Source organism: Sphingomonas sp. (genome assembly GCF_965200135.1).
GTDB lineage: Bacteria > Pseudomonadota > Alphaproteobacteria > Sphingomonadales > Sphingomonadaceae > Sphingomonas.
This window is the reverse complement of the sequence record NZ_CBDATK010000009.1, coordinates 21,400-34,341: the sequence shown is the minus strand read 5'-3', so window position 1 is coordinate 34,341 and position 12,942 is coordinate 21,400. Positions and strand designations below refer to the sequence as shown.

At 69.0% G+C, this 12,942-nt stretch carries 13 protein-coding genes; 7 read left to right on the top strand and 6 right to left on the bottom strand.

What is annotated here, in order from left to right; all coding sequences use genetic code 11:
• Positions 1-10: 10 nt before the first annotated feature.
• Positions 11-1,009 carry an anion permease gene (locus tag ACOFKS_RS11640; protein ID WP_419809416.1) on the bottom strand — a complete coding sequence of 333 codons (999 nt, stop codon included), beginning with the start codon at positions 1,007-1,009 and terminating at the stop codon, positions 11-13.
• Between the two features lie 16 nt (positions 1,010-1,025).
• Positions 1,026-2,150: a DUF47 family protein gene (locus ACOFKS_RS11635; protein WP_419809415.1), complete on the bottom strand. Its 1,125-nt coding sequence runs from the start codon at positions 2,148-2,150 to the stop codon at positions 1,026-1,028.
• 48 nt (positions 2,151-2,198) lie between these two features.
• Here ACOFKS_RS11635 and ACOFKS_RS11630 point away from each other — a divergent pair, with 48 nt between their 5' ends.
• Complete coding sequence (locus tag ACOFKS_RS11630; protein WP_419809414.1) at positions 2,199-2,540, top strand: DUF6496 domain-containing protein; 342 nt, start codon at positions 2,199-2,201, stop codon at positions 2,538-2,540.
• A gap of 13 nt (positions 2,541-2,553) precedes the next feature.
• Here ACOFKS_RS11630 and ACOFKS_RS11625 read toward each other — a convergent pair whose 3' ends face one another.
• The 4 genes from ACOFKS_RS11625 to ACOFKS_RS11610 form a co-directional block, all read right to left on the bottom strand.
• On the bottom strand, positions 2,554-3,129 hold the full coding sequence (locus ACOFKS_RS11625; protein WP_419809413.1) for a PRC-barrel domain-containing protein: 576 nt from the start codon (positions 3,127-3,129) through the stop codon (positions 2,554-2,556).
• Positions 3,130-3,201: 72 nt separating this feature from the next.
• Positions 3,202-4,041 (bottom strand): DUF2171 domain-containing protein, encoded by an 840-nt coding sequence (locus ACOFKS_RS11620; RefSeq protein ID WP_419809412.1) that lies wholly within the window; start codon positions 4,039-4,041, stop codon positions 3,202-3,204.
• Positions 4,042-4,388: 347 nt separating this feature from the next.
• A complete protein-coding gene (locus ACOFKS_RS11615) occupies positions 4,389-4,868 on the bottom strand; it encodes a DUF4142 domain-containing protein (RefSeq protein ID WP_419809411.1) in 480 nt (159 codons plus the stop codon).
• Positions 4,869-4,882: 14 nt separating this feature from the next.
• The gene (locus tag ACOFKS_RS11610) at positions 4,883-5,968 is read right to left on the bottom strand and encodes an alpha/beta hydrolase (RefSeq protein ID WP_419809410.1); all 1,086 of its coding nucleotides are present in this window, start codon (positions 5,966-5,968) and stop codon (positions 4,883-4,885) included.
• A 190-nt stretch (positions 5,969-6,158) separates the two neighbouring features.
• On the opposite strand from ACOFKS_RS11610, the gene ACOFKS_RS11605 reads away from it, so the two are divergent.
• The 6 genes from ACOFKS_RS11605 (at position 6,159) to ACOFKS_RS11580 (ending at position 12,901) form a co-directional block, all read left to right on the top strand.
• Complete coding sequence (locus tag ACOFKS_RS11605; RefSeq protein WP_419809661.1) at positions 6,159-6,692, top strand: sigma-70 family RNA polymerase sigma factor; 534 nt, start codon at positions 6,159-6,161, stop codon at positions 6,690-6,692.
• On the top strand, positions 6,689-7,396 hold the full coding sequence (locus ACOFKS_RS11600) for an anti-sigma factor (protein WP_419809409.1): 708 nt from the start codon (positions 6,689-6,691) through the stop codon (positions 7,394-7,396). Before ACOFKS_RS11605 ends, ACOFKS_RS11600 begins: the two co-directional genes overlap by 4 nt.
• A 99-nt stretch (positions 7,397-7,495) precedes the next feature.
• Complete coding sequence (locus ACOFKS_RS11595; protein WP_419809408.1) at positions 7,496-8,050, top strand: fasciclin domain-containing protein; 555 nt, start codon at positions 7,496-7,498, stop codon at positions 8,048-8,050.
• A 66-nt stretch (positions 8,051-8,116) separates the two neighbouring features.
• Positions 8,117-8,401 (top strand): hypothetical protein, encoded by a 285-nt coding sequence (locus tag ACOFKS_RS11590; RefSeq protein ID WP_419809407.1) that lies wholly within the window; start codon positions 8,117-8,119, stop codon positions 8,399-8,401.
• 80 nt (positions 8,402-8,481) lie between these two features.
• Positions 8,482-9,750, top strand: coding sequence for an EAL domain-containing protein (locus ACOFKS_RS11585; protein ID WP_419809406.1), 1,269 nt, complete (start codon positions 8,482-8,484; stop codon positions 9,748-9,750).
• A gap of 91 nt (positions 9,751-9,841) precedes the next feature.
• On the top strand, positions 9,842-12,901 hold the full coding sequence (locus tag ACOFKS_RS11580; protein ID WP_419809405.1) for a S8 family serine peptidase: 3,060 nt from the start codon (positions 9,842-9,844) through the stop codon (positions 12,899-12,901).
• Positions 12,902-12,942: the final 41 nt, after the last annotated feature.

The following is a 12,942-nucleotide window of genomic DNA, read 5'->3' as shown; positions in this document are numbered from 1 at the left end:
GCCGTCCCGTCTAGCGGGCGATCAGGTCCGTGACAAAATAGGTGGCTGCCGCGATCAGCCCGGCGGCCGGGATCGTGATGAACCAGGCGACGACGATGCTGCTCGCGACGTTCCAGCGCACCGCCGACAACCGCCGCGCCGCACCGACGCCGATCACCGACCCGGTGATGGTGTGGGTGGAGGATACCGGAATGCCGAGCGCGGTCGCCCCGAACAACGTGATCGCGCCCCCGGTTTCGGCGCAGAAGCCCTGAACCGGGGTCAACCGCGTGATCTTCGATCCCATGGTGTGGACGATCCTCCACCCGCCAGACAAGGTGCCGAGCGCGATCGCGAGGTGACAGCTCAGCACCACCCAGAGCGGAACGTGGAAGGTCGGACCGAGCAGCCCCTGGCTGAACAGCAGCACGGTGATGATGCCCATCGTCTTCTGCGCGTCGTTGCCGCCATGGCCGAGCGAGTAAAGGGCGGCGGAGATCAGCTGCAATCGGCGAAACCGCTGGTCGACCCCGATCGGGGTCATGCGGATGCACGCCCAAGCGACGACCAGCACCAGCACCAACGCGATCGCCATCCCCAACACCGGCGCGGCGAAGATCCCGGCGATCGTCTTGACGACGCCGGCCCACACCACGGCGGCACTGCCCGCCTTCGCCATGCCGGCACCGAGCAGCCCCCCGACCAGCGCGTGGCTGGAAGACGACGGGATGCCCAAGACCCAGGTGACGATGTTCCAGACGATCGCCCCCGTCAGCGCGCCGAAGATCACGGTGGGATCGATCACATGCGCGTCGATGATGCCCTTGCCGATCGTCTCCGCGACATGGACGCCGAAGACCGCAAAGGCGACGAAGTTGAAGAACGCCGCCCACAGCACCGCATGCTGCGGCTTCAGCACGCGCGTCGAGACCACGGTCGCGATCGAATTCGCCGCGTCGTGCAGACCGTTCAGGAAGTCGAAGAACAGCGCGACGCCGATCAGCGCGATCAGGATGGGAAGCGAGACCATTGTCGGAGCCCGGCGGTCAGGAGTGGTCGATCACGAGACCCTGGATCTCGTTGGCGACATCCTCGAACCGGTCGACCACGCGCTCCAGGCTGTTGTAGAGTTCGCGCCCGATCATGAAGCGCATCGCGCCGCCGTCCGGCCCGCCGTCGATCGACTTGAACAGCGCCTTCAGGCCGTCGTCGTGGATCTCGTCGGCGCGGCCTTCCAGCTCGATCATGCGCGCGGTCAGTTCGGTGATGCGGCTGCCGTTGCTGTTGATCGAGCGGAGCAGCGGCACCGCCTCCGCCGTTACCCGCGCCGCGTCGACGATGACGCCGGCCATGTCGCGCATCGGCTGGGTGAACTCGGTCACCTCGTACAACATGGTCGCGGTGGCGAAGCTGTTCATCTGGTCGATCGCATCGTCCATCACGCCGATCAGGTCGCGGATCGCGCTGCGGTCGAACGGGGTCACGAAGATGCGCCGCACGTCCTGCAGCACCTCGGCGGTGATCGCGTCGGCGCGATGCTCCTCCTCGACGATGCGGGCGATCTGAGTCGCAGGGTCGCCCTCGCCGGCGAGCAAGCGCGCGAGCGCCTCCGACCCCGCGGTCAACGTCGCCGCATGCTCCTCGAACTGGTCGAAGAACCGGCCCTGCTTGGGCAAGAGCGACTGGAACCAGCCCAGCATCGGCATGCGTCTCCTGATGGTCGTTCGAAACTCCGGCAACAACCGATCGACGAGGTCTCGTTCGGGCGGCCGCCTGAAGCCGGCGATCAGATTCTTCAACTCCGGCTCGGCGACTGCCGCGGCGGCTCCCGCCAGATCGAACCATTGTGTGACACGTTGATGACGCTCGGGCCACTCGTTCGCCTGTTCGAGTACCAGCATGGGAAACACCGCGACGGTCAGCGTGCGTGGTGCCCGCAGCCGCCGGCGCTTTAGGTAGGTGAAACTGCCGATCGCGGTGGGGCAGATCGCGCCGCGCACGCCCGCCTCCTCCCATGCCTCGACCGCCGCCGCTTCGTGCCCCGCCAGCCCGCTCATGTGGTTGCCCTTGGGCACCACCCAGCGGCCGGTATCGCGCGAGGTGATGAGCAGCACCGCGACGCCCCCGGATCCCAGTTCGCGATAGGGCAGCGCGCCGATCTGGTCGCTCATCGGGAACGCCGATGCACGCCGACGATTGTTGCGAGGGGAGACGGGCACATGGCGAAGACTTCGGGCAAGCAAGGTGCGACGGTCGAGCGGGTCATGCACGAATACAAACATGGCGAGCTCAAAACCAGCGCCGGCGAGAAGGTGAAGAACCGGCGGCAGGCGGTGGCGATCGCGCTATCCGAGGCGGGCGAGTCGGACCGTGTCTCACCCACCGAGAACCGGACGCGCGCCGGTCGGACGCAGGCCCGCGAACGGCAGGGCGACACCGGGGAGGATCGGGCGAAACGCGCGGGCACCAGGGCGGAACTGTACGAGGAGGCGAAGCGCAAGGGCATCGCCGGGCGGTCGACGATGTCCAAGGCGGCGCTGGCGAAGGCGGTCGACGGCTGAACCTGGGCGCGGGTCAAACCGTCGCCGGCCAGGCACCGTCTTCCAGTACCGTCCGCATCCGCAATTCCTCGGCGCTTAGGTCGCACGCCACGCCGGCGTGGCCGAACCGAACGTCCTCGGGTGGCAGTGCGTGAAGCCGCTCGCCGACGCCGCCGACGCCGCCGGCGCCGATTACCAGATAGGCAAGTCCCGCCCCGTCGCAGCGCATCATCGCGTCGACGACGGTGCCGAGCTTTGCATCGTGACGGCCCGTCACGGGCGCGCCGATCACGCTGCCGGCGGAAAACAACGTCGGTACTTTCGCGGCGGCGCTACGCTGCGTCGCGGTCTTGCTACCCTCCTCGTAACGCGCCTGTCGCCCCAGCCAGCGCCAGATGCCCACCAGATTGACCAGCGTCAGAAAGGCGTTGGAAAGCAGCAGGTTGTTCTGTCCGCTCGCGACCGCGACCGCGACCCAGGCGAGCGAACCGACGGTGAAGACGACGAAGCCCCAGCCCGTCACCCGCGTGCCGAGATTGGCGGCGGTCATCATCGCGGCGATCATCGTCGCCGCCGGCGCCACCCACCCGGCCAGATCAGCAAGCGTCATCGTCGCACTCCCGAATAGCGAGCGCAGCGCCCGGTCGTCCCGGACGCGGCGCTCATCCGCATCGCCGCTGGCTCAGCGGGCAGTCACCACCAACTCGGTACGACGGTTCTCGAACCGGCCGGACGTGGTCGCGTTGGTGTCGACCGGGTCGGTCTCACCGCCGGTGGTGGTCGCGATGCGGCCACCGTCGATCCCCTTGGCGACGAGCGCCGCCTTCACGGCATCCGCCCGCGCCTGACCCAGCTCGGCATTGGCGGGTTCGTCGCCACTCGCGTCGGCATAGCCGGCGATGCTGACCCGCGCGCTGCCATATTGCTTCAGCACGCCGGCGACCTGATCGATCTCGGCCTGGTCGGCGCCCCGGACCGCGCTCTTGCCGGAGTCGAAATTGACCTTCTCGAACACGAAGGTTTGCGGCGTCGCGCCGGTGCCGCCCAGATAGGTGCCTAGCCCCGACACGCCGGCCAGCGCCCCGGCGGCGGCGGCGGCGTTGGGGGTCTGCGCGACGACCGATGTGCTGGTCGTCGTTGTCTCGGTCCGCGTGACGGCCTGTTCCTCGCGGTGCCCGACACAACTCCTGAACAGCAACAGAAGCAGTATCAGCCCGACCAGCCCGACGATCCAGGGCAGATAGAAGTTCTTGCGCGGCGCCGCCCCGTCGACCGCGCGATTGAGCACCGGCGGCAGCGGGCTTTCGACACCGGCCGCAGCCGAGGTGACAGCCGCCCCGCCCGGAATGGCGGAAATCGCCGGGACCGACAGGTGGACCTGCTCGTCCACTCGCGCGACCTGGGTCATGGGGACGAAATGATGGGACCCGTCGCGCGAGTCGGTCCTGGTCAGCTTGATGCGGTCGCCTTCGACCCCATCGACCGTGCCGACATGGGCGCCGTCGGAACCGACGACGGGCATGTGCGCCCGGATTGCGCTTGTATCCACCATGGGGAACCCTCTTCTACGGGGCGACGGAGCCGCGGTTATTTGCGTGCGTTCGGAACGGGTTGGAAAGGGCGGAAGTTCCGCGAAGGGGGTGAGCGGACAGCAGAGCCGTCGCCGCAACGAACAAGCGCGGCTTGCGAGCCGCCAATCCGGTCGACGACGCTGCGTTGCCGCGGCGGATCTCAGGCTCGATCAAACACCTGCATCAAAACGCGAAGCGACCCGGCAAAGCCGGGTCGTCGAACGGGGGCTTGGCACCCCAACCGGCCGGACTTGCCGGTCTCGCAAACAGCACCGCTGTCTGCGAGACCGGCTGCGTATCACATCGTCTTCAGCATCTCGATATGGTGCTGCACCACCGGCACGATGCCGGCGGCGACGCGGCGCAACGCCGGGGCGGTGCCGTCCGCGGCATAGGCCTGCTGCACCGCCAGCGCCTGATTGTGCGACGCCTTCTGTTGCGCGACATACGCCGCGTCGCGGGCCGGACCCTGCTCGGCGCGGAGCTGCGCGATCAGTTCCGCCTGCGCCGGCATCAGCATCGGCGGCATCGGGCGTACACGGCTGCGCGTCGCCGCCGCCTTGACGTCGGCGGTGCTCTTGGCGTGATCCGAGATCATCATCCGCGCGAACTCGCGGACGCGGGGATCGCGCGTGGTCTGCAGCACGACCTGCGACGAAGTCCGCTCGTAAAGGTCGCTGGCGCCGGCGGTCTTGACGTAATCGGCGGGGGTCATCGCCTGTGCCAGAACGGGCGCGGCGACGAAGGCGAGTGGCAATGCCAGAAGACGAAGGTTCATCTCGGCTACTCCTCTTACTTGTTGAAGGCGGTACGCAGGCGGTCGAAGGCGTAGGTTTCGGCATCAAGGGCGCCGCGCACGACCTTCCCCATGCCGAAGAACTCGTGCGTCACGCCGGGGAACGTCCGCTGCTCGACGCGATCACCGGCGGCGCGCATCGCGGTCGCCAGCGTTTCGCCATCCGAGCGCAAGGGGTCGATCTGCGCGTTGACGATCGTCGTCGGCGGCAAACCGCGCAGGTCGGCGCGGACCAGATTGATGCGCGGGTCCTGCTGATCGGCCATGCCCCTCGAGTAATAGTGGCCGAACCACCTCAACATCGCGGTATTGAGCGGCTTGGCATTGGCCGCATCGCGCCGCGACGGCAGCGTCATGTCGCTGTTGGCGATCGGATAGACTGCCAGGATGTGCAACGGTGCGGGCATACCGTTGTCGCGTGCATAGATGGCGGTCGCGACGGCCAGGTTGCCGCCCGCGCTCTCGCCCGCCAGCGCCATCCGGCCGGGATCGCCGCCCCAGGAGGCGGCGTTCTGGATCGTCCAGCGATAAGCGGCGCTGGCGTCCTCGTGCTGTGCAGGGAACTTGGCTTCGGGCGCGTGGCGATATTCGACCGACACGACGATCGCGTTCAGCTGCTTGGCCATTGCGCGCGGCGTCGCGTCATAGGTGTTGACGTCGGCGATCACCCAGCCACCGCCGTGGTAATAGACGATGACCGGCATGGGCTCGTTGCCCGCGCCCACCGGCTTGTAGATGCGCGCGAACTGCATCGGATCGGCGCCGTAGGGCAGGTCCTGCGTCGATACGGCGGGATCGGGCGCGGTCGACATGCCACGACGGCGCATCACCGCCCGTGCGGCGTCGGCGGGGCTTGGCTGGATGCGCGCCTGCACGGGGGTGAGCGTCTCGATCGGCTTTGCTCCTAGAACCGCAAGCTGGTCGAGCACTCCCTGCATGTCGGGGGCGGCACGCGGTGGCAGCGGCGCGCGCATCGGCGTGGGCGGCGGCGGCGCGGCGTTGAGCGAATTGGACGACTGCGCCACAGCCGGTGCGGCGGCCCCCAGCAGAAGGGCGACGCCGAGAAGCTTGCAGGATGGCATGTATTTATCTCGATTTAGCAACGTTCTGTTACATCGCTCAACCGCGCCAACGGTCAGACGTTCCGCTTAAATCTCCGTATGTTGCTCTAGATCAAGCTGTCGGACCGATCGGAACGGCGGCGGCGGCATTGCCGCTGGCGTGGCGCTTTGCTAGCTCTGCCGGGTGACCGCGACGGCCGACGATGCACGAATGCGATTGACCGAGGCGTTGGTGCGAACCGGTGCCGAGGATCGCGAGGCGTTCCGGTCGCTGTATCTTCTTACCGCTGCGAAGCTTTTCGGTATCTGCCTGCGTATCTGTGGCGAAAGGCAGGCAGCGGAAGACGTGTTGCACGAGGTTTATCTGACGGTGTGGCGGCGGGCCGGTGCGTATGAGCCCGGCCGTGCGAGCCCGATCACCTGGCTGGCGACGATCGCGCGCAACCGGGCGATCGATTGGCGTCGCGCGCAGGGTGGCCGTCAGTTCGCGCCGATCGACGACCTGCCCGATATCGTCGATACTGCACCGCTCGCCAGCGACCTGCTGGAGGCGGCGGGCGAACGCGACCGCCTGCACGGGTGCCTCGGCGCGCTGGAGGAACGGCAGCAGGTCGCGATCCGCACCGCCTTTTTCGACGGCGTCACCTATGCCGAGCTGGCCCAGCGGCAGGACGTGCCGCTGGGTACGTTGAAGAGCTGGGTGCGGCGCGGGTTGATCGCGCTGAAGCGGTGCCTGGACGCATGACCGACGCGCGCGACGATACCGCCGCCGCCGAACTGGCGCTGGGGCTGCTCGACGGCGAAGAGCGTGCCGGCGCGTTGCGCCGCCTGCTCGCCGAGCCCGGTTTCGCCGGCGAGGTAGAGGACTGGCGCACCCGCTTCGCCCTGTTGTTCCCGCTGGTGCCCGAGGTAGCGCCGCCCGCCGACCTGCTGGCGCGGGTCGAAGCGAGCCTGGATGCACCGGCGGCGACGGCGGCGGTGGTGCGGCCCGGTCGGTTCTGGCCGTCGGTGGCGGGACTGACCAGCATCGCGGCCGCCGTGCTGCTGACGGTACTGGTCACGCGGCCCGAACCCGCGCCGGTGCCGGTGGTGGTCCAGCGTGCGCCGACCAACCCCGTCCTGCTGGCCGCCGCGATCGTGCCTGCGGCAACGGGCGAACCGCTGACGGCGGTGTTCGACCCGGCCGCGGGCACGCTGCGCCTGCCGGTCGTGTCGCTCGCCGACGCCCGTCACTCGGCGCAGTTGTGGGTGATCGGCGGCGACGGTGTGCCCCATTCGCTGGGGTTGCTGCGCGTCGGCGACCGCACCGCGATCGCGATCTCGTCCGCCAATCGTGCCCGGCTGGCGGCGGCGGCGGTGCTGGCGGTGTCGATCGAGCCGGTCGGCGGCTCGCCTACCGGTGCGCCGACCGGGCCGGTCGTCGCCAAGGGCACGCTCGCCACTACCTGATCCCCGTCGGAATAACCTCGATCAACTTGCCGGTGCATCCGGCAGGCGTCCGTCTCCGTAGCTTCCTCGACGCCCATCGCGGCGCCTGAGGAGAAGACGATGTCCAAGCCATTCCGTGCCGCCCTTGCCGCAGCCATGTTGCTCGCCGGCGGCAGCTCGATCGCCCTCGCCAAGCAGAACCCGATGGTGGGCGGCGCGGCGATGTACCCGACCAAGACGATCGTCGAGAACGCGATCAATTCGCGCGACCACACCACGCTGGTCGCCGCCGTCAAGGCCGCCGGGCTGGTCGACACGCTGAGCGGCCCCGGCCCCTTCACCGTCTTCGCGCCGACCAACGCCGCCTTCGCGAAGCTGCCGGCCGGCACCGTCGACACGCTGGTCATGCCGGAGAACAAGGCGACGCTGACCGGCATCCTGACCTATCACGTCGTCGCCGGGCGCATGACGTCCGCCGACATCGCGCGTGCGATCCGCGCCGGGCACGGCACCGCGACGCTGACCACTGTCCAGGGCGAGCCGCTGACGGCGCGCATGATGGGCGGCCGGCTGATGCTGACCGACGCCAAGGGCGGCACCTCGATGGTGACGATCAAGGACGTGATGCAGTCGAACGGCGTCATCCACGTTGTCGACACGGTCCTGATGCCGTGATCGCAAGGGAGGGGCGCCGAGGCGGCTCCCCTCCCGTCCCTTCCGTCTCGAACAAGGGTCGTTCCCGTGTCCCCCATTCCCTGGCACGATCAGGCCACGCTGATCCGCACCACCGACGCGAGCATCCATGACGGCGGCCGCAGCATCGTCGCGGAAGCGCCGCTGCACCGGCTGGTTCAAATGGTCAGCGACTTCTCGCCGGCAGAGCTCAGCCAGCATTTCATCACGTTGCCCGATCGCCGTGCGGCACCGTACCGGTTCGACGGCGACGGCATCCACGCGCTGCTCGGACGGCTCGATCGACCCGGTGCCTTCGACTTCCTGGCTCGGATGCGTGCCCAACGCGCCTGACGGTGGCAGTTCGTTAAAGGCTGTGCCCGTAGGCGTCGATGATGGCCGCAGCCTTGCCCCCTTCCAGGACTTTCGCGCGATTGCGCGACGCGCCTGGCGAGCCGGGCGCTTTCGTCGCGGTGCTGGAGGTGGTGCGGTTCGCGCCGTTGCGGCGGCTGATCGGCTATGGCCAGGCCGACGCGCTGATGCACCAGCTGGGTGAGCGGCTCGTCGCGCACCTGCCGGCCGGCGAGATCGGCCGGATCGGGCGCACGACGATCGAGTTCGCGTTCATGGCGACGGGGCAAGACGAGGCCGACCGGCTGCTGCGCGCTGCGGTCGCGCCGGTGCAGGCACCGGTCGCGCTGGACGGCACGGCATACGACGTCACCGTGCTGATCGGCGCGGTCGATGCGAGTGGCCGGTCGATCTGCGACGAGCTGGTCGACGATGCCGCGCGCGCATTGGTCGAGGCACGCGCGCGGCGCTGCCCGGTCGCCTTCGCGGCGCCCGGCGACGATCGCGGCGATCGCACGGCGGCCGACGTCGTCCTGCTCCGCCATCTGCGCCATGCCGCCGATCGCGGTGAGCTGCAGCTGCTCTATCAGCCGAAGCTACGCGCGCGCGAGAACCGCTTCACCTCCGCCGAAGCGCTGCTGCGCTGGCACCATCCGCGCTTCGGCACCGTTCCTACCGACCGCTTCATCGCACTGGCGGAGCAGGCGGGCATCATCGGCCGCCTGACGGACTGGGTGTTGGCACGCGCCTTGGCCGATCAGGCGACCCTGTCCGCGGCGGGCCACCGGCTGGAGATCTACATCAACCTGTCGGGCCAACTACTCGCCGACGACGCCTTCATCGCCCGCGCGCTCGCCGCCGTCGCCGGCAGCGCCGCACCGATCGGGTTCGAGATCACCGAGACCGCCGTCATTGCCGACCCCGACGCCGCCCTCGCCAACCTCCACGCCCTGCGCGCGGCCGGCATCCGCATCGCGATCGACGACTATGGCTCAGGCCTGTCGAGCCTCGCCTACCTGAAACAGCTGCCCGCCCACGAGCTGAAGATCGACCGCATGTTCGTGTCGGGACTGGTCAACAGCCAGCGCGACCCGCTGCTGGTCCGCTCCTCGATCGACCTTGCCCACGCGCTGGAGATGGAAGTGACGGCGGAGGGTGTCGACGATCCGGTCGCGCTTTCGCTGCTGCGGGTGATGGGCTGCGATCTGCTGCAGGGCTACCTGATCTCGCCGCCCGTCCCGCTCCCCGCGTTGATCGCGCTGCTCGCCGACGACGAGCATCAGCGCGCGTTCGGGGCCGCAACCCCGATGTTTCCAAGGCAACCGTCGGCAAGGATCAGAAAAGAAGCCTAACCGGATTTTAGGGAGCCATGGTGGGACTCGCTTCAGCCACACGCGGCTAACCGGCATCCATAGCGGGCGGTAAGTCCGCAAGGGGCCTTACATGAAGAACGTCATCATCACCGGCCGGCTGCTGTTCGCCACGACGGCGCTGCCGATGCTATTTGCGGCGACCGCGCGGGCGCAGACGACCCCCGCCGATGCGCCGCCCGCCGCGACCGCGACTGATGCGACGGCGACGGACGCCGCTCCGGCCGAGGATCGCCTCGTCCCGCTTGCCGGCGGGGGGATCATCAGGCCGTTCGGCGGCGGCATTCTGCCGTATGCGGGCAATATCCGCACCTTTGCGGGGTCGGTGTCGGGCAGTGCGGGCAACATCCGCACCTTTTCCGGTGACACGACGGCCAGCGCCGGCAACATCCGCACCTTCGCCGGCAACATCCGCACCTTCGCGGGCAACATCCGCACCTTTTCGGTGACGACATTGCCGGCAAGCGGGCCGGACCCCGCCTTCTGGGGCAATGCCTATCCGGCGCGCGGGAGCCTCAGCGCCAGTGCCGGCAACATCCGCACCTTCGCCGGGCAGTTCGAGGGAATGGCGGGGAACATCCGCACCTTTGCCGGCAACATCCGCACCTTCGACGGCCAGCTGCTCGACTGGTCGGCCGGCGCGCCGACCTACACCTCGCTGAACCAGCAGATCGCGACGCTGGTCGCGGGGTCGAAGACGGCGTGGGGCGCGGCGGTGACGACCCAGACCGGCAAGACGTTCGAGGCGGGCTTCGCCGACCGGATGCTCGGCAAATACGGTATCGATCTCGCCGATCCCCAGTCGCTCGTCGGGATGGACGAGGTCGGGTACGAGCTGTTCCTGATGGACTGGTACGACAATCTGATGCTCTATTCGGGCGCGGACGAGGTCGATCACTGGATGCGGGCGGTGAACTGGACCCCGCGGGTCACCCAGGACCTGGGCTCCGGTCGCGACAGCCGCATCGGCCTGCTCGATTTTACCGTCACCGGCGAGGGCACCAGCAACCTGGTCAAGGCGAGCGGCGTCTCGACGGTCGCGGGCATCCACGGCTCGGCTGTGCTCAGCCTGATGACCGCCGCGCACGACGGACGCGGCGTGATGGGCATCGCGCCGGGTGCGTCGGTGGTCAGCTACAATCCGTTCGACGCGACCTATACCGCCGGTTGGGCCGACATCACCGCCGGCGTCGCCAATCTGGTCAAGAACGGCGCGACCATCATCAACATGTCGCTGGGCGTGCCCGGCTGGACGCTCAACGGCGGCTGGAACACCGTCTTCAGCGATCCGGTGGTCGGGCCGGACGCGAAGAAGCGCGTGTTCGTGCTCGCCGCCGGCAACGACGGCATCACCCAGACGCAGAACGTGACCTGGGCATTCGACAAGAACCCCGCGATCATCGTCGTCGGCTCCGTCGACCCGAACGGCGCGATCTCGGATTTCTCGAACCGGCCGGGCACCGCCTGCCTGATGCAGGACGGCAAGGCGGCCAAGGACGGGAGCTGCGCCGACGACAAGCACCAGACGCTGGCGAGCCGCTTCATCGTCGCGCCGGGCGAGTTCATCCTGGTGTCGGACGGCGCCGGTGGCGTCACGCGGATGTCGGGCACGTCGTTCGCCGCGCCGCTGGTCTCGGGCACGGTGGCGTTGATCCACGACCGCTGGCCCTGGCTGCGCGATCGGCCGGCCGACACCGCCGAGCTGATCCTTTCCTCCGCGCGCGACGTCGGCGCGCCCGGCACCGACCCGGTCTATGGCCGCGGCATGCTGGACGTGACCGCCGCGCTGTCGCCGGCCAGCCTATCGGCGCTGAAATACAAGGTCAGCATCAACGGCGGCGCGCCGGCCACCGCGATCGCCCTGCCCCTCACGGCCAGCCAGCGCGCGGCCATGGTCAGCTATTGGCAGGCCAACAACGCCTATGTCACGGTGTTCGACGACACGCTGACGTCGTACCGCGATTTCGCCATTCCGCTGTCGACCAAGCTGGCGGGGCAGACGGTCGGCAATTCGAGCGAGCAGTTCAACAGCTACCTGACCGGCCGCTTCCTCGACTGGTACGTCGCCGGCGGGTCGTACGGCACCGGCAAGGGGCTGACCGCCGCCTTCGGGTCGGCGCGCTACAGCGCCGCACTGGCCGTGCCGGGCGGTTTCGTCGCGACCATGACCGCGTCGCCGAAAGCGTATCGCCCCGGCTTCCGCCAGGACGGCGTGCCGTACGAAAGCGGGGTCGCGCTCGCCAGCGCCGACGGGGGCTACACGCTGCGTTTCGGCACCGGCCGGGGCGGCGCGGCGCTGGGCAGCGCCGGCTTCGCGATGCAGTCCGACTACGACCCGGCGACGGGCGGGGCCAATCCGTTCCTCGGCTTCGCGTCAGGCAGCGGCTATGCGGCGGTCGACGTGGCGGTGACGCCGCACCTGACGCTGTCGACCGGCACCGCCCGGCAGGACGCCCGCCGCGACCTGACCCGCATGGGCCTCGACGGGTTGGCGACACTGGGCCGGCTCAGCCCCTACCGGGCCAGCGCGACCACCGTATCGATGCGGTTTCGGCCCTCCGCGGCGCTGTCGGCGACGTTCGGCTACACGCTGCTCGACGAGGGCACGGGGCTGCTGGGCATGCAATCGGTCGACCGCAACGACCTCGTGCGCGGCAGCCGCTCCGACGCGGGCACAGCCTCGGTCGATCTCGCGGTGACGCCGACTCTGGCGCTGTCGGGCGTCGCGACCTGGGGCCGGACGCGCGCGGGCGGGCTCGATCATCAGGCGATCGCAGTCGCCGACGGCGGCCTGTGGAGCAGTGCCTATCAGGCGGCGGTGACCAAGATCGGGGTGCTCGGCGGCGACCGCATTCGCCTGACGCTGGCGCAGCCGCTGCATCTGGAGCACGGGTCGATCGACGTCGCGAACGTCCAGGTGATCGACCGCCGAACCGGCGAACTCGGCACCGTGGTGCAGACCTTCCAGCTTCAGGGCCGCGAGCGACGACTGCTGGGCGAGTTGCTGTATGGCCGCGACCTGATGGGCGGGGCGGCCGGGGTGAACCTGTTCGGGCGCGTCAACGTCATGGGCGCGCGCAACGTCGGCGAGGCGGCGCTGACCGCGGGCAGCAGCTTCCGTCTCAGTTTCTGATCCGGTCTTGGCGCCCCCTTAACCAGCGTGATGTAGCGTTC

Coding starts and splice junctions, on each gene's coding strand:
- ACOFKS_RS11640 (WP_419809416.1), bottom strand. CDS start 1,009: ATGGTCTCGCTTCCCATCCTGATCGCGCTGATCGGCGTCGCGCTGTTC.
- ACOFKS_RS11635 (WP_419809415.1), bottom strand. CDS start 2,150: ATGAGCGACCAGATCGGCGCGCTGCCCTATCGCGAACTGGGATCCGGG.
- ACOFKS_RS11630 (WP_419809414.1), top strand. CDS start 2,199: ATGGCGAAGACTTCGGGCAAGCAAGGTGCGACGGTCGAGCGGGTCATG.
- ACOFKS_RS11625 (WP_419809413.1), bottom strand. CDS start 3,129: ATGACGCTTGCTGATCTGGCCGGGTGGGTGGCGCCGGCGGCGACGATG.
- ACOFKS_RS11620 (WP_419809412.1), bottom strand. CDS start 4,041: ATGCCCGTCGTCGGTTCCGACGGCGCCCATGTCGGCACGGTCGATGGG.
- ACOFKS_RS11615 (WP_419809411.1), bottom strand. CDS start 4,868: ATGAACCTTCGTCTTCTGGCATTGCCACTCGCCTTCGTCGCCGCGCCC.
- ACOFKS_RS11610 (WP_419809410.1), bottom strand. CDS start 5,968: ATGCCATCCTGCAAGCTTCTCGGCGTCGCCCTTCTGCTGGGGGCCGCC.
- ACOFKS_RS11605 (WP_419809661.1), top strand. CDS start 6,159: ATGCGATTGACCGAGGCGTTGGTGCGAACCGGTGCCGAGGATCGCGAG.
- ACOFKS_RS11600 (WP_419809409.1), top strand. CDS start 6,689: ATGACCGACGCGCGCGACGATACCGCCGCCGCCGAACTGGCGCTGGGG.
- ACOFKS_RS11595 (WP_419809408.1), top strand. CDS start 7,496: ATGTCCAAGCCATTCCGTGCCGCCCTTGCCGCAGCCATGTTGCTCGCC.
- ACOFKS_RS11580 (WP_419809405.1), top strand. CDS start 9,842: ATGAAGAACGTCATCATCACCGGCCGGCTGCTGTTCGCCACGACGGCG.